The 20,907-nt window shown below is 65.8% G+C and carries 18 protein-coding genes; 14 read left to right on the plus strand and 4 right to left on the minus strand.

Going from position 1 to position 20,907, the window contains the following annotated elements:
- The 13 genes from PMO31116_RS22680 to hisC all read left to right on the plus strand — a co-directional run.
- A partial coding sequence (locus tag PMO31116_RS22680) for a FimV C-terminal domain-containing protein (protein WP_281350168.1) occupies positions 1-1,169 on the plus strand: 1,169 nt, incomplete at its 5' end.
- An 83-nt stretch (positions 1,170-1,252) separates the two neighbouring features.
- Positions 1,253-2,053, plus strand: a complete 801-nt coding sequence (gene truA / locus PMO31116_RS22685; RefSeq protein WP_150568679.1) for a tRNA pseudouridine(38-40) synthase TruA — start codon at positions 1,253-1,255, stop codon at positions 2,051-2,053.
- Positions 2,050-2,715, plus strand: a complete 666-nt coding sequence (locus tag PMO31116_RS22690; protein WP_150568680.1) for a phosphoribosylanthranilate isomerase — start codon at positions 2,050-2,052, stop codon at positions 2,713-2,715. The genes truA and PMO31116_RS22690 overlap by 4 nt, the downstream gene beginning before the upstream one ends.
- A 56-nt stretch (positions 2,716-2,771) precedes the next feature.
- Positions 2,772-3,974: a tryptophan synthase subunit beta gene (gene trpB / locus PMO31116_RS22695; RefSeq protein ID WP_150568681.1), complete on the plus strand. Its 1,203-nt coding sequence runs from the start codon at positions 2,772-2,774 to the stop codon at positions 3,972-3,974.
- Between the two features lie 140 nt (positions 3,975-4,114).
- Positions 4,115-4,987, plus strand: coding sequence for a DNA-methyltransferase (locus PMO31116_RS22700; protein ID WP_150568714.1), 873 nt, complete (start codon positions 4,115-4,117; stop codon positions 4,985-4,987).
- Complete coding sequence (gene trpA / locus PMO31116_RS22705; protein WP_150568682.1) at positions 4,941-5,765, plus strand: tryptophan synthase subunit alpha; 825 nt, start codon at positions 4,941-4,943, stop codon at positions 5,763-5,765. Before PMO31116_RS22700 ends, trpA begins: the two co-directional genes overlap by 47 nt.
- 148 nt (positions 5,766-5,913) lie before the next feature.
- Positions 5,914-6,789, plus strand: a complete 876-nt coding sequence (accD, locus tag PMO31116_RS22710) for an acetyl-CoA carboxylase, carboxyltransferase subunit beta (RefSeq protein WP_150568683.1) — start codon at positions 5,914-5,916, stop codon at positions 6,787-6,789.
- Between the two features lie 207 nt (positions 6,790-6,996).
- Positions 6,997-8,295 (plus strand): bifunctional tetrahydrofolate synthase/dihydrofolate synthase, encoded by a 1,299-nt coding sequence (folC, locus tag PMO31116_RS22715; RefSeq protein ID WP_150568684.1) that lies wholly within the window; start codon positions 6,997-6,999, stop codon positions 8,293-8,295.
- Positions 8,296-8,340: 45 nt separating this feature from the next.
- Positions 8,341-9,363 carry an SPOR domain-containing protein gene (locus PMO31116_RS22720; RefSeq protein ID WP_246185445.1) on the plus strand — a complete coding sequence of 341 codons (1,023 nt, stop codon included), beginning with the start codon at positions 8,341-8,343 and terminating at the stop codon, positions 9,361-9,363.
- A gap of 13 nt (positions 9,364-9,376) precedes the next feature.
- Entirely contained in the window at positions 9,377-10,288 is a 912-nt protein-coding gene (locus PMO31116_RS22725) for a CvpA family protein (RefSeq protein ID WP_150568685.1), read from the plus strand.
- Between the two features lie 55 nt (positions 10,289-10,343).
- Positions 10,344-11,864, plus strand: a complete 1,521-nt coding sequence (purF, locus tag PMO31116_RS22730; protein ID WP_150568686.1) for an amidophosphoribosyltransferase — start codon at positions 10,344-10,346, stop codon at positions 11,862-11,864.
- A gap of 291 nt (positions 11,865-12,155) precedes the next feature.
- Positions 12,156-13,343 (plus strand): O-succinylhomoserine sulfhydrylase, encoded by a 1,188-nt coding sequence (locus PMO31116_RS22735; protein ID WP_150568687.1) that lies wholly within the window; start codon positions 12,156-12,158, stop codon positions 13,341-13,343.
- Between the two features lie 14 nt (positions 13,344-13,357).
- A complete protein-coding gene (gene hisC / locus PMO31116_RS22740) occupies positions 13,358-14,431 on the plus strand; it encodes a histidinol-phosphate transaminase (RefSeq protein WP_150568688.1) in 1,074 nt (357 codons plus the stop codon).
- Between the two features lie 147 nt (positions 14,432-14,578).
- Here the strand turns inward: hisC and PMO31116_RS22745 are convergent, their stop codons facing one another.
- The 4 genes from PMO31116_RS22745 to PMO31116_RS22760 form a co-directional block, all read right to left on the minus strand.
- On the minus strand, positions 14,579-15,928 hold the full coding sequence (locus tag PMO31116_RS22745) for an MFS transporter (protein ID WP_246185446.1): 1,350 nt from the start codon (positions 15,926-15,928) through the stop codon (positions 14,579-14,581).
- A gap of 97 nt (positions 15,929-16,025) precedes the next feature.
- On the minus strand, positions 16,026-17,786 hold the full coding sequence (locus PMO31116_RS22750) for a phosphoethanolamine transferase (protein WP_150568689.1): 1,761 nt from the start codon (positions 17,784-17,786) through the stop codon (positions 16,026-16,028).
- Positions 17,787-17,981: 195 nt separating this feature from the next.
- A complete protein-coding gene (locus PMO31116_RS22755; protein WP_150568690.1) occupies positions 17,982-18,320 on the minus strand; it encodes a tRNA-binding protein in 339 nt (112 codons plus the stop codon).
- Between the two features lie 101 nt (positions 18,321-18,421).
- Entirely contained in the window at positions 18,422-19,198 is a 777-nt protein-coding gene (locus PMO31116_RS22760) for an AraC family transcriptional regulator (RefSeq protein WP_150568691.1), read from the minus strand.
- A 302-nt stretch (positions 19,199-19,500) separates the two neighbouring features.
- Between PMO31116_RS22760 and gltX the strand changes: the two genes are divergently transcribed.
- Entirely contained in the window at positions 19,501-20,892 is a 1,392-nt protein-coding gene (gltX, locus tag PMO31116_RS22765) for a glutamate--tRNA ligase (protein WP_150568692.1), read from the plus strand.
- Positions 20,893-20,907: the final 15 nt, after the last annotated feature.

Consider the following 20,907-nt stretch of genomic DNA (forward strand, 5'->3'; position numbering starts at 1 on the left):
CTGAAACGGCTGAAACGGCTGAAACGGCTGAAACGGCTGAAACGGCTGAAACGGCTGAAACGGCTGAAACGGCTGAAGCGTCTGATATTGATCACGAGCACGTGGTTGCCGACGGCGCCGACGCCGGGGAACCGTCGGCGGACGGCGCCGACGAGCAGGACATTGATTGGGATGCCGCTTTTGCGGAGCAAGCCGGCGAGGTGGAGCCGACCGTCACCGTGGGCGATGCGCCTGCCGCACATCCCGATCCGATGGCGGCGAGCCTCGCATCGCTCGAAGCCCTGAACGCGGCTGCGGCTGCGGGCAGTGTGGCTGCCGAACCGGCATCCGAGCTCGAGGCCGCGCCCGCGTCGGAGAGCGCGCGCGAACCGGCGTCCGGGACGACCGAGGAACGGCAGGCCGAACTGTCGACGCAAGCGGTGCCAAAGGGCGGCGTCGCGGGCATGCTTGGCGATCTGGATCTTGGCATTCCGGGCCAGCCGGCGCATGTGGGGACGATTTCCAGCGGCGCCTTGCCGTCGCTCTCGCAGGGCATCGGTTCGGTCCAGTTCACGATGGCGCCGCCGGGGCATCCGTTGCATGAGCAGGCGGCTGCGCAGCACGGCGCCGACGCATCGACCGGCGACGCGAACACCGACGCGGAGGCAGAACCGGGCGACGACCTCAGCGACGAGGATTTCGACGCGGCGATGCAGCAGGCCTCCAGCACCGCGCAAGCGCCGCGCAGCTACACCGACGCCGCGCACGAGGCACCGTCGCTCAAGCCGCTGTCGTTCGACCTGTCCGATTTCAGTCTCGACCTGAAGGGCGACGAGGCTTCTTCGGCGCCCGCATCGGCGAGCGTGCCGGTATTGCCCGAGCCAACGGGTACCGAGGCGCTCGTGGCGCATGAGGCGCACGAGCCGTTCCCGGCGACCGCGCCTGCGACGTCCTATGCCGGTGAGCCAGCGGCGCCGCAGGTCCAGGACGTGTCACCCGCGCCGATTGTCCCGCGTGCGACAGAGGCGGACGTTCCCGACGAGTTCCATACGAAGCTCGAACTGGCAGCCGCGTACCAGACCATCGGCGACGACGATGGCGCGCGCGAGCTACTCGAGGAGGTGATCGCCGGCGGCGACGCCGCACAACAGTCGGTCGCGCGTGCGCGGCTGGCCGAGCTTGGCAAGTGACGCGGCGACACACCGGCGAACACACCACAGATTGACCGTAGTTTGGGGCGCCCGAAGCTTGGGCGCCCATTTTTCATTTTCATATGCGAATCGCACTGGGCATCCATTACGACGGCACGGCGTTCTCCGGCTGGCAATCGCAGCCGCACGGCAATACCGTGCAGCAGGCGCTCGAAGCCGCGTTGCGGGAGTTTGGCGGCGTGGCGTTGCCCACGACGGTCGCGGGCCGCACGGACACCGGCGTGCACGGCATCGGTCAGGTCGTTCACTTCGACACGGAACTGGACCGGGCGATGTTCTCGTGGGTGCGCGGCGTCAACGCATTCCTGCCGAAAACGGTCGCCGTGCAATGGGCGCAGGCGATGCCGGACGATTTTCACGCACGTTTCGCGGCGTTCGAGCGCACCTACTTCTATGTGCTGTACGTGCATCCGGTACGCTCCCCGCTGCTCGACGGTCGCTGTGGCTGGCTGCACACGCCGCTCGATCTCGACGCCATGCGCACCGCCAGCCAGGCACTCGTGGGCGAGCACGACTTCTCAGCGTTCCGGTCGTCCGAATGCCAGGCGAAAACGCCGGTCAAGCATCTCTACGGCATCGACATCGAACAGCAGGGGCACTTCTTCGTGTTCCGCTTTCGCGCAAGCGCCTTCCTGCACCACATGGTGCGCAACATCATGGGGTGCCTGGTGGCGGTCGGCCGTGGGCGCCAGCCGGCGAGCTGGATGACTCACGTTCTCGCGAGTCTGGATCGCCGTCAGGCCGCACCGACGTTCATGCCCGATGGCCTGTATCTGGCGCGCGTGGGGTATCCTGAGCGTTTCGCCGTGCCCGAGCCCAACTGGGCTGCGTGGCCGTTTCCGATGCCGTGGGCCCGTTCATGAATTCCCCCAACTCCCGTACGCGAATCAAGATCTGCGGCCTGACTCAGGCGGCTGACATCGACCACGCGGTGGCGCTTGGCGTCGACGCGATCGGCCTCGTTTTCTATCCGCCCAGTCCCCGCTATGTGGGGCTGGCGCGTGCGGCCGAACTGGCCCGGCGCGTGCCGCCGTACGTCAGTCTGGTCGGCCTTTTCGTCAACGCGACGGCCGATGACATCGCCCGAACTGTCGAGGCCGTGCCGCTCACGAGCCTCCAGTTCCATGGAGACGAAACGCCCGAGCAATGCGCGGCGTTGTCTGTCGCGGCCGGGAACCGTCCCTACCTGCGCGCCATGCGTATCGGCCCGGAGACGAAAGACAGCGGCGATTTGCTACAATTCGCTCAGGCATACACCGCCGCGCAAGGCATCTTGCTCGACGCCCTGGTCGAGGGCTATGGCGGTGGAGGAAAGGTTTTCGATTGGTCACTTATTCCAAAAGACATCGCGCGTCGGGCCGTTTTGAGTGGTGGCTTGAACGCACACAACGTTGCTGAAGCCATCGGCCGGGTGGCGCCGTACGCCGTCGACGTGTCGAGCGGTGTGGAGGCGTCGCGGGGCGTGAAGGATCCCGCCCGCATGACGGCGTTCGTGCACGCAGTGCGTGCCGCCGACGCCGAATAGCAACCCGCCGGGGCGGCCGCAAGGGCCGCGCACCGGTACTGCGAAGAGTGACGACCATGTACGATTTGCCTGACGCCCGGGGCCATTTCGGCCCGTACGGCGGTATCTTTGTGGCCGAGACGCTGATTCACGCGCTCGACGAACTGCGCGAGGCGTATGCCCGGTATCAGCACGATCCGGCTTTCCTCGAAGAATTCCACTACGAACTGAAGCATTATGTCGGCCGTCCGTCGCCGATCTATCACGCCAAGCGCTGGAGCCAGGAACTGGGCGGCGCGCAGGTGTACCTCAAGCGCGAAGACCTGAATCACACCGGCGCACACAAGGTCAACAACGTGATCGGACAGGCGCTGCTTGCACGCCGCATGGGCAAGCGCCGTGTGATCGCCGAGACCGGGGCGGGTCAGCACGGCGTGGCCACCGCGACCATCGCCGCGCGTTTCGGCATGGAGTGCGTGGTCTACATGGGCGCGGAAGACGTGAAGCGCCAGGCCGCCAATGTGTACCGCATGCAACTGCTCGGTGCGACCGTGATTCCGGTGGAATCCGGCTCGAAGACGCTCAAGGATGCGCTCAATGAAGCGATGCGCGACTGGGTGACGAACGTCGAGAGCACTTTCTACATCATCGGCACCGTGGCCGGACCGCACCCGTACCCGATGCTCGTGCGCGATTTCCAGAGCGTGATCGGCGAGGAGTGCAAGGTGCAGATGCCCGAGCTGGCCGGTCGTCAACCGGATTATGTGCTCGCGTGCGTGGGCGGCGGCTCCAACGCCATGGGCATCTTCTACCCGTATATCGACGTGCCCGACGTGAAGCTCGTGGGCGTGGAAGCGGCGGGCGAGGGCATCGGGACCGGTCGCCACGCGGCCTCGATCCTCGGCGGCACGCCGGGCGTGCTGCATGGCAACCGCACGTATCTGCTGCAGGATTCGCACGGTCAGATCACCGAAACGCACTCGATCTCGGCCGGCCTCGACTACCCGGGTGTGGGCCCCGAGCATGCGTGGCTGCACGATATCAAGCGTGCCGAGTACGTGGGCGTCACCGACACCGAGGCGCTGCGGGCATTTCACGACTGCTGCCGTATCGAGGGCATCATCCCGGCACTGGAGTCGAGTCATGCACTCGCTTACGCGTGCAAGCTTGCGCCAACGCTGCCGAGCGATCAGATCGTGCTGGTCAATCTCTCGGGGCGCGGCGACAAGGACATGCACACCGTGATGGCACTGGCCAAGCCGGGGCACCCGGGCGCGTAAGCACCGTCGTATCGCCCCGCATTGCCGCGTTGCAGCGGGATGCCACGGATTCCCTGATCCTTCCTGACACCAACCGAACCAGCATGACCGATCTGACTGATCGCAAGGCACAGAATGACGCCCTCGGGACCGAGCGTCCCATGGACGCCACTGAAGCCGCCGCCGCACGTCTCGAGGCCCTCGAGGCTGCCGGCGAGCTGCGGGCGCAATGGGCGCCGGGCGACATCGATTTGCGTCACGCTGATTTTCTGCATCACGTGCATGAACTGGAAGACGGCAGCGTCGACCTGATTCTGGCCGATCCACCCTACGGGCTCGGCAAGGATTACGGCAACGACTCGGACAAGCGCTCCGGCGAGGACTTTCTCGGCTGGACGTATGGCTGGCTGGAGGCGGCCATTCCGAAGCTCGCACCGCGCGGCTCGCTCTACCTGTTCTGCACGTGGCAGTACGCCCCCGAGCTCTTCGTGTTCCTGAAGCAGCGCATGCTGATGATCAACGAGATCATCTGGGATCGCCGCGTGCCCAGCATGGGCGGCAGTACCCGGCGATTCTCGTCCGTGCACGACAACATCGGTTTTTTCGCAGTGTCGAAGGACTACTATTTCGACCTCGATGCCGTGCGCGTGCCGTATGACGCCGCGACGAAGAAGGCGCGCTCGCGCCGCATCTTCGAGGGCAGCAAGTGGCTGGAACTGGGTTACAACCCCAAGGATCTGTGGTCGATCTCGCGATTGCACCGGCAAGACCCCGAACGCGTCGATCATCCGACGCAGAAACCGCTGCATATCATCGAGCGCATGGTGCTGGCCAGTTGCCCGCCCGGCGGACTCGTGCTCGACCCGTTCATGGGCAGCGGCACGACGGCCGTGGCGTGCGCGCTGCACGGCCGGCGTTTCGTCGGCTTCGAGCTCAATGCGCACTATCACGCGCTCGCCAACCAACGACTTCAGAGACTTTCCGATCATGTCCCGCATCCAAGCGACGTTCCAAGCCTTGCAAGCGCAGGGTAAGAAGGGCCTCATTCCGTTCATCACCGCCGGCGATCCCGAGCCGGGGTGGTCCGTCAGGCTGATGCATGCGCTTGCCGACAACGGGGCCGATGTCATCGAGCTCGGCGTGCCGTTTTCCGACCCGATGGCCGACGGCCCCGTGATTCAGCGCGCCTCGGAGCGCGCGCTGGCGCGCGGCGTGAGTCTGGCCGAGGTGCTCGGCTACGTGGCCGTGTTCCGTCAGACCAACGACCGCACGCCGGTCGTGCTCATGGGCTACGCCAACCCGATCGAGGCGATGGGGCTGGAGGCCTTCGCCGAGCGCGCCGCCAAGGCAGGCGTGGACGGCGTGCTGGTGGTCGATTACCCCCCCGAGGAGGCCGAAGCCTATGCGGGCGCCATGCGCGCACACGGCATCGATCCGATCTTCCTGCTCTCGCCCACGTCGACCGATGCGCGTATCGCCGCCGTGGCACGTCAGGCGAGCGGCTACCTGTACTACGTTTCGCTCAAGGGCGTGACGGGCGCGGCAAGCCTGGATCTGGCGAGCGTGGCCGCCAAGATTCCCCAGATCAAGGCGGCCGCGGCGCTGCCGGTCGGCGTGGGTTTCGGGATTCGCGACGCCGAAACGGCCCGCGCGATCGCAAGCGTGGCCGACGCCGTGGTCATCGGCAGCGCCATCGTGCAGCGTCTGGAAAACACGCCGCGTGATCTGGAAGGCCAGAACGCGGTAAAATCGCTGGCTGAATTCATCGGCGGTATCCGTCAGGCGCTCGACGAGGGCGCCAAATCGGCGTAAATTCCGGCGTAAATTCGCGGCGTCCGGAGCAGGGACGACCCGCGGGGCGCCCGACCCGCCCGGTGAAACGCTGAATTGAAACGACCGTGTCACATGGTCGCCAGAAACGCCCGCCCCCTTTGGAGCGGGCGTTTGCCAAGGAGAAACTATGAGCTGGCTCGATAAGCTGCTGCCCCCGAAGATCAAGCAAACCGATCCGACGCAGCGCAACAAGAGCATCCCGGAAGGGCTGTGGATCAAGTGCCCGTCGTGCGAAGCGGTGTTGTATCGCAACGACGTGGAAGCGAATCTGCACGTTTGCCCGAAGTGCGACCATCACATGCGCATCGGCGCGCGCGCGCGTCTGGACGCGTTGCTCGATCCGGAAGGTCGTTACGAACTCGGACAGGAGATCGTGCCGGTCGACGCGCTGAAGTTCAAGGACAGCCGCAAGTATCCGGATCGCATCAAGGAAGCGATGGACGACAGCGGCGAGACCGACGCGATGGTCGTCATGGGTGGTGCGATCCACACGCTGCCGGTCGTGGTGGCCTGCTTCGAGTTTTCGTTCATGGCCGGTTCCATGGGCTCGGTGGTGGGCGAGCGCTTCGTGCGCGGCGCGCAGAATGCCCTCGAGCAGGGCGTGCCGTTCATCTGCGTGACCGCTTCGGGCGGCGCGCGCATGCAGGAAAGCCTGCTCTCGCTCATGCAGATGGCCAAGACCACGGCCATGCTCACGAAGCTGTCCGACGCCAAGCTGCCGTTCATCTCCGTGCTGACCGATCCGACGATGGGGGGGGGGTCCGCGAGTTTCGCCTTCCTGGGCGACGTCGTGATGGCCGAGCCCAAGGCGCTCATCGGCTTCGCCGGCCCGCGCGTGATCGAGCAGACCGTGCGCGAGAAGCTGCCCGAAGGTTTCCAGCGCTCGGAATTCCTGCTGCAAAAGGGTGCGATCGACATGATCGTCGATCGTCGCAACATGCGCGAGGAGATCGCTCGCCTGATCGCGCTGATGCAGTGCCAGCCGGCCGACGCGGTCGCCTGAGGCCCGCGCCACTCGCCGCAAGGTGAAGCGGCGTGCGCCGTCGCGGTGCCCCAAAGGGCGGTGCAACGGCGTAGAATGACGCAACGCCACGCGGGCGCCGCGCCAGCAGCGCCTGATTGCATCGTTTGCATCATTCGCCTTATTTCGCAGCAAACAGCGCGGACGTTACATGACGTCCGCGTTTTTGTTTTCTGCCCCCGTATATTCATGCCGACATATTCCACTCTCGACGCCTGGCTGGCACATCTCGAAACCGCCCACCCCGTGGGCATCGACATGGGTCTCACACGCATTGGCCGCGTGAAGGACGCGCTCGGGCTCAAATTTCCGTGCCCCGTCTTCACGGTCGGCGGCACCAACGGCAAGGGTTCGACCTGCGCGCTCATCGAGGCCATTCTTCTCTCGGCCGGTTACCGGGTCGGCTGCCACACGTCGCCGCATCTGATCTCGTTCAACGAGCGCGCACGCGTGAACGGCGAAGTCGTGGACGATGCCACGCTGCTGCCGCACTTCGAGGCGGTCGAACGGGCGCGCACGAGCTTCGAGACGCCGGTCTCGCTCACGTATTTCGAGTTCACCACGCTTGCGATCATGCATCTGTTCGCCACCGCCGGGCTCGACGCCGTGATTCTCGAGGTGGGGCTCGGCGGGCGCCTGGACGCGGTGAACATCGTCGATACCGATTGCGCGGTCGTTACGAGCATCGACATCGACCACGCGAGCTATCTGGGCAACACGCGCGAGGCGATCGCCATCGAGAAAGCCGGCATCTTCCGTGCGGGCAAGCCGGCCATTTGCGGCGATCCGATGCCGCCCGCCACGCTCGTCTCCGAGGCCGAGCGCATCGGCGCCGACCTGTGGCTTTTCGGCCGCGATTTCAACTATCAGGGCGACAAGCAGCAGTGGAGCTACGGCGGGCGCCAGATGCGCCGTCCTGCGCTGGCATACCCGGCGCTGCGCGGGGCGAACCAGTTGCTCAACGCATCGGCGGCGCTCGCGGCGCTCGAATCGATGCGCAGCGTGCTGCCGGTCTCCGCACAGGACATTCGTCTGGGACTCGCCTCGGTGGAACTGCCGGGACGCTTTCAGGTGCTGCCGGGGCGCCCCGCGGTGGTGCTCGATGTGGCGCACAACCCGCACGCCGCGGCGGCGCTTGGCCACAACCTCGACGGCATGGGCTATTTTCCGTACACGTATGCGGTGTTCGGCGCCATGGCCGACAAGGATATCGAGGGCGTGCTGCGCCACCTGGTCGACAAGGTCGATCACTGGCGCCTGTGCGCACTGCCGACCGAGCGCGCGGCAGGGCCGGCGGTGCTCGAGGAGAAGCTGCGGACCGTCGGGTTCAAGCCGGATGCCGATCATTCCGTCGAAACCTTCGAATCCCCCGAGAAAGCCTATGCGGCCGCGCTCGAGCAGTGCGGGGAGAATGATAGAATTGTGGTTTTTGGATCGTTCTTTACGGTGGCGGGTGTGATGTCGCACCGCAAATTGCAACGCCACTGAGGCGTGTGGGTGCCTTTGCCGTGACATTTGCTTACGAGAAATGTCATGCGCGTGCCGCACCAGATGCGCGATGATCAGTCCAACGACGCGAGTTTCGACCAGAGCCAAGGGCCTATGGGATTGTTTTCCTTCCGCAAGAAAGACGCCGAAGCCGTTCCCCCGAAGCGCGGTAGCCGCAGGAGCGGCCGAACCGGCACCCGTGCGGCGGGAGGGGGGGAGTACAGCGAGCATGAGCAACTCGATCCGCTGCTGCCCGAGAAGCAACGCGCGCGTCGCCGTCTGGTCGGCGCGTTGGCGTTGGTGCTCGCCGCCGTCATTATTCTGCCGATGATCCTCGCGCCGGAGCCGAAGCCGGCGGCCGACGACATCGCGATCCAGATTCCCGGCAAGGATGCCGGCTCGCCCCCCGTGCGCGTGAAGCCGCAGGCCGCCGCGACGCCGCCGTCCGACGCCTCGCTCGACAAGGGCGAGGAGGCCGTCGACAGCAGCACACTGGCCAACGCGGCCAAGCCGGCGCCCGCCCCGGCGCCGACGGCCGTGCCGCCCGCCGCAGCCGTGGCCCCCGCGCCGACCGCGGTCCCGGAGCCGCAGGTCGCGCAGGTGAAGCCGGAAGTCAAGCCGGAAGCGCACAAACCCGACGCGAAAAAGCCCGAGCAGCACGCCGATGCGAAGCCGGCGGCCAAGCCGGACACGCACGACACCGCGCGCGCCCAGGCCAAGCCCCAGTCCGGGAATACCGCTGACCCGATCGCTCAGTTCGCCCAGAACAACGCGACCGTCAAGCCCGCCAAGCCGGCCGACAACCGCGACGCGGCACAAAAGCCGGGTGCGTCGGGGGGCAAATACCTCGTGCGCATTGGGGCGTTCTCCACCCAGGATCGTGCCCAGGCGTGGCTCGTGAAGCTTAAGCTCGTGAACGTGCCGAGCTACATGGTGAAGAGCTCGGTCGACGGCCGTGAGCTCTACCTGCTGCGCGCGGGCCCGTTCCCCGATCGCGCGAGCGCGGAAGCGGCGGGCAAGAAGATTCGCGATGCCGGACTGACGGCGCAGGTCGCCGAGGCAGGCTGATTTGGGCGATTCGATGCATGGTGGCCTCCTGACCGTGGTGGATTACGCGGCCATCGCGATCCTGTTGGGTTCGATGTTGCTGGGCATGCTGCGCGGTCTGGTGCGCGAGCTGTTCAATCTCGTCGGCTGGGTGGTCGCGTTCTTCGTGGCGCGCGCTTTCGGCCCGACAGTGGCGCACTGGCTGCCGGCGGATCTGCCGGGCGGCGAGATGACACAGGGCGCACTGGGCTTCCTGCTGGTGCTCGTTGCCGTGGTGTTCGGTGCGGGGATCGTGAGCGCGCTGGTGGGGCGCATGACCGATTTGATCGGCCTGCGACCGGCCGATCGCGGATTAGGCATGTTGTTCGGTATCGTTCGCGGTGTTTTGCTCTTGATGGTGCTGATGGTCGCCGCCAAGTTAACGGCATTGCCCAAGGAGCCAGTGTGGCAAAACTCGCTTGTGAGGCCCTGGGTGGAAGCAGGGCTCGACCGCCTGATGCCTTACCTGCCCGAACCGGTGCAGCACTATCTGCACAAGCCCGACGCGGCGATTCCGAGCGCGAATCCGCTGGGGACGTCGATTCCCTTGCCGCAGTTGGAACCTTACCGCGGCATGACGTCGCCGGGCGGGCAGACCGGGCCGGAGGTGATCGAGGGCGGTCGTGGGCGCGGCAAGCCGGGCGACACGGGGGCGGCCGGTGCGATGAATGACATGGGCCAAACGGGCGGCGCGATATCGAGCCGATTGTCGAACCTGATGGGCGGCGCGACGAATGCCGTAAACGGTGCGGCGAACGCGCTGGCCGGGCAGGGTACCGGATTTTCGGGCGGGAGCGGCCTGAGCGTGCAGGGCGGCGGCGATGCGTCGCCGGGCTGGGGCATGCGCAGCGGCGGGGTGAGCGGATCGTCCACGCCGTCGACCGGCCTGCACAAGGTTTCCGAATGACGGATAATACTGTCCGTTTGATGCAGATTTCGATGTTTTTTGAAGGATTCATGCCATGTGTGGCATCGTCGGTGTAGTCTCCAAATCCCCGGTCAACCAATTCATCTACGATAGTCTGCTGCTCCTGCAGCACCGCGGCCAGGACGCCGCGGGTATCGCGACGACGGATGGCCAGTCCTTCTACATGCACAAGGGCAACGGCATGGTGCGGGACGTGTTCCGCACGCGCAACATGCGCGACTTGCCGGGCAGCGTCGGCATTGGCCAGGTGCGTTACCCGACGGCGGGATCGTCGAGTGCCGCCCAGGCCCAGCCGTTCTACGTGAACGCGCCGTATGGCATCGTGCTCGCCCACAACGGCAACCTGACGAACTGGGAACAGCTCAAGGACGAGATGTTCCGGGTCGACCGTCGCCACATCAACACCACCTCCGATTCCGAAGTGCTGCTCAACGTGCTCGCGCATGAACTCGAGCGCAGTTCGCGTGACGGCCTGACCGTGGCATCGCTGTTCGAGGCGGTCGGCAAGGTGCACGGGCGGCTGCGCGGATCGTACGCGATTGTCTCGATCATCTCGGGCTTCGGCCTGCTCGCGTTTCGCGATCCGAACGGCATTCGTCCCCTCTGTATCGGCCGCTTCGACGGCCCGAACGGCACGGAGTGGATGGTGGCGTCGGAATCGGTGGCGCTCGAAGGCATGGGCTTCGCGTTCGAGCGCGACGTCAAGCCGGGCGAAGCGGTCTTCATCAGCAACGACGGTGAGCTGACCTCGCAGCAATGCTCGACCGCGGCGTCGATGCATCCCTGCATTTTCGAACTCGTGTACCTGGCGCGTCCGGATTCGGTGCTCGACGGCGTGCCGGTCTACGATGCCCGCCTGCGCATGGGCGACTATCTCGCCGAGAAGATCCGCCGCGAACTCGACTACCAGGACATCGACGTGGTCATGCCGATTCCGGACTCGAGCCGTCCGGCTGCCATGCAGGTCGCCAAGCGCCTGGGCCTGAACTACCGCGAAGGTTTCTTCAAGAACCGCTACGTCGGCCGTACCTTCATCATGCCGGGCCAGGCCATGCGCAAGAAGTCGGTACGCCAGAAGCTCAACGCCATGCGTGTCGAGTTCAAGGACAAGAACGTCCTCATCGTCGACGATTCGATCGTGCGTGGCACGACCAGCCAGGAAATCGTGCAGATGGCGCGCGACGCCGGCGCACGCAAGGTGATCTTTGCCTCGGCCGCGCCGCCGGTGAAATTCCCGAACGTGTACGGCATCGACATGCCCACGCGCAGCGAACTGGTCGCTCATGACCGCAGCGACGAGGAAGTGGCGCGGATCATCGGCGCGGACGAACTGATCTACCAGGACGTCGAGGACATGAAGGCCGCCGTGCGCGACATCAACCCGGCGCTGACCGACTTCGATGCTTCTTGCTTCGACGGCAACTACATCACCGGCGACGTCACGCCGGAATACCTCAATCGCCTGGAGCAGCAGCGCAAGGCGCCGAAAGCGCCTGTCGCGGAAGCGAACGAGGGCGATGACAATGAGCCGCGCGGGGCTCAGCTTGGCCTCTGACAGACGCGTCGCCGGGCCTGCCATGGCGGGAAGCTTCGGCAATCCGAGGCGGACCGCCGGGCTGGACGGGCTGCGGGCCGGGTGCGAGGCGCGGAAGTTTCTGCGTCGCCGGCAACGTGCTACACTGCTTCTCACGTCGATTTGATTTCAGCTTGCGGACGTGGGGGAATCTCCCCGAAACAGCTAAAGCGAGGCCTAGACAGATGGATTTCGAGCCCGTTTTGCTGACCAGCGAAACGGGCTTTTCTTTTTTTGGCCGACGGGCGGGCCGATCCAATGACGAGATATACGATGGATTCCTTCGATTTCGACACCCTGGCGGTGCGCGCGGGCACGCAGCGTTCCGAGTTTGGTGAGCATTCCGAGGCGCTGTACCTGACCTCGAGCTTCGTATTCAAGAGCGCGGCCGAAGCTGCCGAGCGTTTTGCGCATTCGGAGGAGGGTTTCACCTACTCGCGCTTCACCAATCCGACCGTATCGATGTTCCAGGATCGTCTGGCCGCGCTCGAAGGCGCCGAGGCGTGCATGGCGACCGCCTCGGGCATGAGCGCGATCGTCTCGGTCGTGATGTCGGCGCTGTCGGCCGGCGACCACCTGGTGAGTTCGCGCAGCATTTTCGGCTCCACGCTCAACGTCTTCTCCACGATCTTCAATCGCTTCGGTGTCGAGACCACGTTCGTCGATCCCACGGATCTCGACGCCTGGCGCGCGGCGATCCGTCCGAACACGAAGATGTTCTTTCTGGAAACGCCGTCGAACCCGCTCACCGATATCGCCGACATTGCCGCCATCGGCAAGATCGCGAAGGAAGCGGGCGCGCTGTTCGTCGTCGACAACTGCTTCTGCACCCCGGCATTGCAGCGCCCGATCGAGTATGGCGCCGACGTCGTCGTGCACTCCGCCACCAAGTATCTGGATGGTCAGGGCCGCGTGTTGGGCGGCGCGATCGTCGGTACGAAGGAGTTCATCATGGGCAAGGTCTTCCCGTTCGTGCGCAGCGCGGGCCCCACGCTCTCGGCGTTCAACGCATGGGTGCTGCTCAAGGGCATGGAGACGCTGTCGCTGCGTGTGGAAAAGCAATCGGCGAACGCGTTGATCATTGCGCAATGGCTCGAGAAGCAGCCGCAGGTCGCGCGCGTGTACTACCCCGGGCTGCCGTCGCACCCGCAATACGCCCTGGCCCAGCGCCAGCAGAAGGCGGGCGGCGCGATCGTGGCCTTCGAGCTCAAGGGGGCAACGCCGGCCGAGCAACGCGAGAACGCATGGCGCGTGATCGATAGCTCGCAGGTGTGCTCGATCACGGGCAACCTCGGCGATACGCGCACGACGATCACGCATCCGGCGAGTACCACGCACGGTCGCATCACGCCCGAGGCTCGCGCGGCCGCCGGCATCACGGAGGGGCTGATTCGCCTGGCCGTGGGGCTGGAGTCGCCTGCCGACATCCAGGCGGATCTGGCGCGCGGTTTCGCGAAGTGAGCGGAGCCGACGTCATGAGCCGATTCTGGAGTGCGGGCGTCGCCGACCTGACGCCATATGTCCCCGGTGAGCAGCCGCAAATGCAGCGGCTCATCAAACTCAATACCAACGAGAATCCGTACGGGCCGTCGCCGCGAGTGCTTGCCGCGATTCGCGAGGCGCTCGGCAGCGATGCCGACGCGCTCAAGCTTTATCCCGACCCCGACGCGCGTCGCTTCAAGCAGGCCATTGCCGGGCGCTTCGGCCTGGAAGTGGCGAATGTGCACGTGGGCAACGGGTCGGACGAGGTGTTGGCAAACGTGTTTCAAGGGTTGCTCAAGCACGACAAGCCGATTCTCTACCCGGACATCACCTACAGCTTCTACCCGGTGTACTGCGGGTTGTATGGCGTGGCGTTCGAGAACGTGCCGCTCACCGAGACGTTCGAAATCCGGGTCGACGATTACCTGAAGCCCAACGGCGGCATCATCTTCCCCAACCCCAATGCCCCCACGGGGCGCGTGCTCGCCTCGGGGGAGATCGAACGGCTGCTGGCGGGCAATCCGGATTCGGTGGTCGTGATCGACGAGGCGTACATCGATTTCGGTGGCGAGAGCGCCGCGAAGCTGATCGGCAGATATCTGAATCTTCTGGTCGTGCAAACGTTGTCGAAGTCACGCTCGCTCGCAGGACTGCGCCTGGGTTTCGCCCTGGGTCATCCCGATCTGATCGAGGCGCTCGAGCGCGTGAAGAACAGCTTCAACTCATATCCGCTCGATCGGTTGGCGCAAGCGGCCGGTGTGGCGGCCATCGAGGACGAAACGTATTTCGACGAGACGCGGCGCGCGGTGATCGCCAGTCGCGAGGCGCTGGTGGCACGGCTGACGACGCTGGGCTTCGAGGTGCTGCCGTCTGCGGCGAACTTCGTGTTCGCGCGTCACCCGTCGCACGACGCGGCGCAACTGTCCGCCGCACTGCGCGAGCGCTCGATCATCGTGCGTCACTTCAAGCAGGCGCGTATTGCGCAGTTCCTGCGCATTACGGTGGGGACGGAAGCGGAGTGCCAGGCGCTCACCGATGCACTTCGCGAGGTCCTGCGCGCGCGGTAACCGCGGCCTGGCAGCGGTGCCGCTGCCAGCGATGCCGGGGCGATGTGTCGCGACCATCGCGTCTCGTACCGCGATGACGATCGGGCGGTTTGTGCACCTCAGCCCGGGCGGTGGGCATGCACCGCTGCCTCGCGGTGAACGGCAAGCTCAGCCATGCTGCGCGGCTTCGAGCGACGCAAGGCGTGCCGAGGGCGAGCGGGCGATGATCGCGAGTTGCACGCCGAAGCCGATGGCCATGGCGAAGAGGCAGGCTTTTGCGCCGTACCCGGATGCGATTGCGGCTCCCAGAAACGCGCCCAGCGGTCGCGCGCCGAACGTCGCCGTCATCGTGACGGCGGACACGCGCGCGACCATGCCGCCGGGCGTGACGATCTGGCGCAGTGATGTCGTGGAGATCGTCCACACGATCGGGCCGAAGCCAAACAGGAAGAAGGCCGCGAAGACGATGCCGTAGGCGCCGGGACCGCCTGGCACTGCGGTGGTGGTGCCCATCAGCAATGCCGCGAGCGCGGCGCAGATCGGGCCGAGGAGGATCTGCCGCCCGAAGCGCAGGCGTTTGGCCACGCGCGCATAACCCATCGCCCCGCACACCATCCCGAATCCGTAGGTGCCCAGCGCGGCGCCGACCGCCTGCGGCGAGAACTCCAACGTGTCGATGGCGAAGAACGCGAAGACGGACAACAACAGATACCACGCGGTGTTGAAGACGAACGCCGTCGCCACGATGGGGCGCAGATAGCCGTTGTGGACGATGAAGCGCACGCCTTCACCGAGTTCATGAACGAAGTGCCTTCGCGCACCGGCGCGCGCGGCCTCCTCTGGCAGCCGCGACAGCCAGAATGCGCTGGCGAGCGACAGCGCGAAGGCGGTCGCGAAGGCGAGCAATCCGGAGGCGACGCCCGCGAGCACGCCGCCAATGGCCGGACCCGCGGTGAATGCAACGCTGCGGGCCGTCTCCAGTCGCCGGTTCGCGGCAAGCAGATGCGCGGGGCCAACGAGCGCGGCCACAAGCGACGGTGCCGCCGCGCCGAAGACCACGGTCCCCGTCGCCATCGCGAAACCCAGCGTGCCCAGCGAAGCGAGTGCAAGCCAGTGCATCCGGAACAGGACGAAGAGCACGAGGAGCGCCGCGGCACGCAGCAGCTCCGCCGCGATCATGAGCGGCTTACGGCGATAGCGGTCCGCAAGCACGCCGGCAGGCAGCGAGAGCAGCAGAAACGGCAACGTGGTGGCCGCCTGCAACGAGGCGGTCTGCTCGGCCGAGGCGTGCAACGCGATGACGGCCACGATCGGGATGACGGCCAGCGTCATCTGTTCGCTGAATTGCGCGGCGAGGTTCGCGCGCGAGAGCGACGCGACGAGCCGGTGCATCGATTCGGCGGTACGCGGCGCGGCGATCGCATCGGACTGCGAATCGACGTGTGCACCGGATGGCGAACCGGCGCGCGGATCAGTGGGCAGCGGGCAGTGTGGCAGGGGTGGGCGCGCGTCTGGCATCGGCATCTCTTCGAGGCGGGGATCTCGAAGGGAGTCTAGTCAGATGGCCGCGATCGAACGCTCCGTTTCTTGCGATTGAATTCGACGCCGTGCCGACTCAACCGGCGTGGCGGCTAAGGGCGTCATCGGCGGGACCTTTGGCGTTGCGCGCATTTCCACCACTTCCACCGCCTTCGACGCCTTCGGCACTCTCGACGCGTCGTGCAGGCGCCGCGCCGGACGCCGCGTCGGACACCGCCGCCGAAGGCCGGTAGGCCATGCCGTTGATGCGGCGTGGCGCCGGAACGAATGCGCCGCTCAGCACATCGTGCGATGCGTCGTAGTAGGGCGTGTCGATGTCGAGAAGCCCGAGCATCGTGTGCTCGAGCTGATCGGTCTGGTACGGCCGCGATTCCAGCGAGGCGCGGCGTTGCGCGTCGATGGTCTTGCGCGTCCAGACGATCATCGGAATCTCGTAACCCGACGCATCGGCCACCGACTGTCCGGTGTGGTTTCGGGTGTGCCCCACTTCCTGCGCGTGATCCGAGCTGAACAGCAGGCTCGCGTCGGCGGAGGCATCGGACGCCATCGTCTTGCGGATCAGACTGGCGACGACGAAATCGTTGTAAGCGATGGCGTTGTCGTACTCGTTGCGCAGGCGCCGCACCCAGAGCGAGCGCCCCTGGGCCTCGAGCGCCGCTGTCACGGTGTCTTCCGTGTCGTCGAAGCGCGCGAAGCTCTCGGGATAACGCATGTCATAGGTCGGATGCGCCCCCAGCAGATGCACGACGATGAGCTTTCGGGGGGCATCGTTCGCGAGGGCATTCTCGAATGCCGGCAGAAGATTGCCGTCGAAGTTGTTCTCGCCCCGACCGAACCCCTTGTTGATGAAGACGCGTTCGTCCGCGCGATTGGCGACGAGGCCTAGCCAGCCGTCATTGGGTACCTGATTCGAGAGCCAGTAGGTGCGGAAGCCGGCCTCCCTGGCCAGCATGATCAAGTCCGGTTGGCGTGTCCACGCGTCGGGATCGTCGAGGCTTGCCGGGGTGAGCATCTTCATGAGCGATGCCATCGTCGCCGGCTCGGAGGACACCACGTCGCGAAACACTGTGAGGTCGTCGCGCAGCGTGCCGAGCATCGGTGTCGTGTCGCGCGCGTAGCCGTAGAGCGACATGTTGTTGCGGTTCAGGCTCTCGCCGATCACCCAGACCACCGTCTTGCGCGCCGGGCCGTGGTATTGCACCCGCCAGTCGCTGCGCTGCGCCATGCTTTGCTCGAGCTCGCGCTGGAGCTTTTCGGCGTGCGCAAGTTGCCCCTTGTAATCGAGATAGCGCAGCGGCCAGTAGAGCAGCGGGTTCTCCTTGGCCATCGTCGGGTTCAGGTGCAATGCCAGAAAGCCCGTAAACAGGGTGGCGACCGCGATCTGGCCGCCTCGGCGCAGCGGCGGTCGCCCGCCGACGGCCTCGCGGCGCGACAGACGGCGCTCCAGCACCACTGCCATCGCGAAGAGTCCGGCGAAGGCGGCGCTCGCCTCGGCCACGTCGCGCCAGTTGTGACGGAAGAATTCACCGGTCTCCGACGCATTGGTGTTGAACACCGCCTGAAGCACCAGCAGATGATTCGGTCGCAAACCGAAGTAATCGCGCAGAAAACCTTTCGTCGCGGCGTCGAGAAAGAAGATGGCGATCACGCCGAGCGTGGTCGCGCTGAACCATGCGGGCCGCGCCCGCAGCAACAGGCACAGACCCGCCAGGCCGGGCAGCGCCGTGGTCATGAGCGCGGCGCTCTTGCCCAGCTCGTTGGCGCTGAGCATGCCCAGCGCCCAGAAGACACAAAGCCCGAGCAATCCAAGCCCAAGGCGATACAGAAGCGGTTTCAAGCCATCATCCCCCAATACCCCATGGCACGTCGCGGCGCGCCCGTCGATCCTTGCCGGCGCCATCGTTGCGCGCCAGGCAGCGACGCTATTTGACACGGAATTCGACGTTCAGTGCCGTCACCCTGTCATTTTCGGGACGAATTTCGTTCGGACGTCGGAACTTTCCGGGGCCGCGCGCCGGGAGAGGGACGGCGGTCAGTGGAGGCGGGCTCCATTGGGCACGGGACGTTCGACCCCGGCGAGGACGATCGCGCCGCCGGTGTCCGCGAAACCCGTCACGAGCACCTCCGAGGCGATGCCGGCGATCCGCTTCGGTGGAAAATTGCACACGCAGAGCACCTGCCGCCCGACGAGCGATGCCGGCGTGTAGTGCACCGTGATCTGCGCGCTGGACGTTTTCACACCCAGTTCCCCGAGATCGACCTCCAGCACGTAGGCCGGCTTCTTTGCCTTCTCGTTGACGCGTGCGGTCACAATCGTCCCCACACGAAGTTCCACTTTCTCGAAATCCTGCCACTCGATGGTCTCGGCCATGGGCTGCTCCCGGTTCCGTTGCGATGTCTGAAATCCCGTGAGCCTATCGCGGGCGCGGGGCGACGGCTTGTGAAATTCTGCAGACGCGGCGCCGATTCGCCTCAGTGGGACGCGCGGCTTGCACCCTGTTCGCGACGCCATGCCGCGGGCGTGAGGCCGTAATGCTGGCGAAACGCGTGGGTCAGGGCGCTCTGGTCGTTGAATCCGACGGCAAGGGCGATGTCCGCGAGCGCGGTATCGTTGGCCAGGAGCAGTGCCGCCGCACGGGCGAGTCGCAGCCGCATGAGGTGACGGTGCGGCGTTTCGCCGGTCATGGCAACGAAACAGTCGTGGAAGTGGCGCACGCTCATGCCGGCCTCGCGCGCCAGGGTCGTGGTGTCCGGCGGCGCGGCCAGGTCGGCATGCAGCCGGGCGTCGATGTCGGCCAGATTCAACCGGATCGTGCGAGACGCGTGGCGCGCCGGCGCCAGGCGCGACGTCAGCGCCGTGAGCCACTCGCGCACGACGGGGTCGTGTTCGTTGAGCAGCTGGCCGCCAACGAGGTTCGCACTCACACGTTGCGCGAGCGCCAGCAGTCGGGCATCGAGTGCGAAGAATGCCTCGTGCGCAAACGCGCGCGCGGTGCCGGTGATCTCGGCCACGCGCGCCGGAACGTCGAGCACGACCTGGCGATTCGGGCCGTCGCCGCGATAGTCGTGGCGCACGCCGGCGGGAATCACCACGCCGTTGCGAGCCCCCACGCGTCCGAACTGTGCCGTCTCGCCGTCGAGCGACAACGCCATGCGTCCCGACAGCCCGATCACGACTTGATGAAAGTCGTGGATGTCGGTGCTGTGCGTTGTGCGGTATTCGCGCAGTTCGAGAATAGGGGCGGACATGACGGAAAGCCGTTCGGATGGCGCGTGACGGAGGCTCACGACGCTCGGGTATGGCGCATTATCGCCCACGTGCGGCGTTGGTGCGCGCTACAGCGGACCGTTGCCGCCGAGGTCATGCGAAGCGGGCGGGCGATGTCCGAGGGGCAAGGCGGGCAATTCCGATGTCGCACTAGGACTGTGCCGCGAATGCACGCACTCGGCTGATATAATGTTGGCTTCCCAATGTTGGCGACCCGCCTGCGCGTGACCTTCCGCCGCGGGCGTTTTTGTTTGTTGCCGACGCGATGCACCGAAGCCAAACCATGACCACTGTCCGCACCCGCTTTGCGCCTAGCCCGACCGGATTCATCCATCTGGGCAACATCCGTTCCGCTCTCTACCCGTGGGCGTTCGCGCGTCACAACCACGGCGCGTTCGTGCTGCGCATCGAAGACACCGATCTCGAGCGCTCGACCCCGGAAGCCGTACAGGTCATTCTCGAGGGCATGGCCTGGCTCGGGCTCGACTATGACGAGGGCCCGTTCTACCAGATGCAGCGCATGGATCGCTATCGCGAGGTGCTCGCGCAATTGAAGGCTGCCGGTCACGTCTACCCGTGCTACATGAGCATGGAGGAACTCGACGAATTGCGCGAGCAGCAGCGCGCGCGCGGCGAGAAGCCGCGTTACGACGGCCGCTGGCGTCCGGAGCCGGGCAAGGTGCTGCCCGAGCCGCCCGCAGGCGTGCAGCCGGTGCTGCGCTTCAAGAACCCGCTCACGGGCAGCGTGGTGTGGGAGGACGCCGTCAAGGGGCGGATCGAGATCTCCAACGAGGAACTCGACGATCTCGTGATCGCGCGCCCGGATGGGACGCCTACGTATAACTTCTGCGTGGTCGTGGACGACATCGACATGGACATCACGCATGTGATTCGTGGCGACGACCATGTGAACAACACGCCGCGTCAGATCAACATCTTCGAAGCGCTCGGCAAGCAGCCGCCGGTCTACGCACACCTGCCCACCGTGCTCAATGACCAGGGCGAGAAGATGTCCAAGCGCAACGGTGCCATGAGCGTGGTGCAGTACCGGGAAGAAGGCTTCCTGCCCGAGGCCGTGGTGAACTATCTGGCACGACTCGGCTGGGCGCACGGCGACGCGGAAGTTTTCACACGCGACCAGTTCGTCGCATGGTTCGACCTCGAGCATCTGGGCAAGTCGCCGGCGCAGCACAATCCCGAAAAGCTGCTGTGGTTGAACAACCAGTATCTGAAGCAGGCCGACAATGAGCGTCTGGCCGGGCTGACCGAGCCGTTCCTGCAGAAGGCGGGGGTGTCGATCGAGGGAGGCCCGTCGCTCGCCGGCGTGGTGGGCCTGTTCAAGGACCGTGCGAATACCGTCAAGGACATCGCGCAGAGCGCGGAAATGTTCTACCGGAAGCCCGCGCCGTCGGAGGCCGACGTTGCGCAACACATGACGGATGCCGCACGCGCCGCGGTGAAGGATCTCGCCACGGCGCTCGCGGCACTGTCCGAGTGGAAGAAGGAGGCGATCTCGCCAGTGTTCAAGGCGACGCTCGCACAGCATGGCATGAAGATGCCGCAGCTCGCGATGCCGGTGCGTCTGCTGGTGGTCGGCACCACGCACACGCCGTCGATTGACGCCGTGCTCGAGTTGCTCGGCCGCGATACGGTGCTGGCGCGTCTTGGCAACTGACGCGCGCCGACGTCG

The sequence above is a fragment of the Pandoraea morbifera genome, from assembly GCF_902459575.1.
Taxonomy (GTDB): domain Bacteria; phylum Pseudomonadota; class Gammaproteobacteria; order Burkholderiales; family Burkholderiaceae; genus Pandoraea; species Pandoraea morbifera.

Coding starts and splice junctions, on each gene's coding strand:
- PMO31116_RS22700 (WP_150568714.1), top strand. CDS start 4,115: ATGGACGCCACTGAAGCCGCCGCCGCACGTCTCGAGGCCCTCGAGGCT.
- trpB (WP_150568681.1), top strand. CDS start 2,772: ATGTACGATTTGCCTGACGCCCGGGGCCATTTCGGCCCGTACGGCGGT.
- PMO31116_RS22720 (WP_246185445.1), top strand. CDS start 8,341: ATGCGCGTGCCGCACCAGATGCGCGATGATCAGTCCAACGACGCGAGT.
- PMO31116_RS22725 (WP_150568685.1), top strand. CDS start 9,377: ATGCATGGTGGCCTCCTGACCGTGGTGGATTACGCGGCCATCGCGATC.
- PMO31116_RS22760 (WP_150568691.1), bottom strand. CDS start 19,198: ATGTCCGCCCCTATTCTCGAACTGCGCGAATACCGCACAACGCACAGC.
- PMO31116_RS22745 (WP_246185446.1), bottom strand. CDS start 15,928: ATGCCAGACGCGCGCCCACCCCTGCCACACTGCCCGCTGCCCACTGAT.
- folC (WP_150568684.1), top strand. CDS start 6,997: ATGCCGACATATTCCACTCTCGACGCCTGGCTGGCACATCTCGAAACC.
- hisC (WP_150568688.1), top strand. CDS start 13,358: ATGAGCCGATTCTGGAGTGCGGGCGTCGCCGACCTGACGCCATATGTC.
- trpA (WP_150568682.1), top strand. CDS start 4,941: ATGTCCCGCATCCAAGCGACGTTCCAAGCCTTGCAAGCGCAGGGTAAG.
- purF (WP_150568686.1), top strand. CDS start 10,344: ATGTGTGGCATCGTCGGTGTAGTCTCCAAATCCCCGGTCAACCAATTC.
- truA (WP_150568679.1), top strand. CDS start 1,253: ATGCGAATCGCACTGGGCATCCATTACGACGGCACGGCGTTCTCCGGC.
- PMO31116_RS22755 (WP_150568690.1), bottom strand. CDS start 18,320: ATGGCCGAGACCATCGAGTGGCAGGATTTCGAGAAAGTGGAACTTCGT.
- PMO31116_RS22690 (WP_150568680.1), top strand. CDS start 2,050: ATGAATTCCCCCAACTCCCGTACGCGAATCAAGATCTGCGGCCTGACT.
- PMO31116_RS22735 (WP_150568687.1), top strand. CDS start 12,156: ATGGATTCCTTCGATTTCGACACCCTGGCGGTGCGCGCGGGCACGCAG.
- gltX (WP_150568692.1), top strand. CDS start 19,501: ATGACCACTGTCCGCACCCGCTTTGCGCCTAGCCCGACCGGATTCATC.
- accD (WP_150568683.1), top strand. CDS start 5,914: ATGAGCTGGCTCGATAAGCTGCTGCCCCCGAAGATCAAGCAAACCGAT.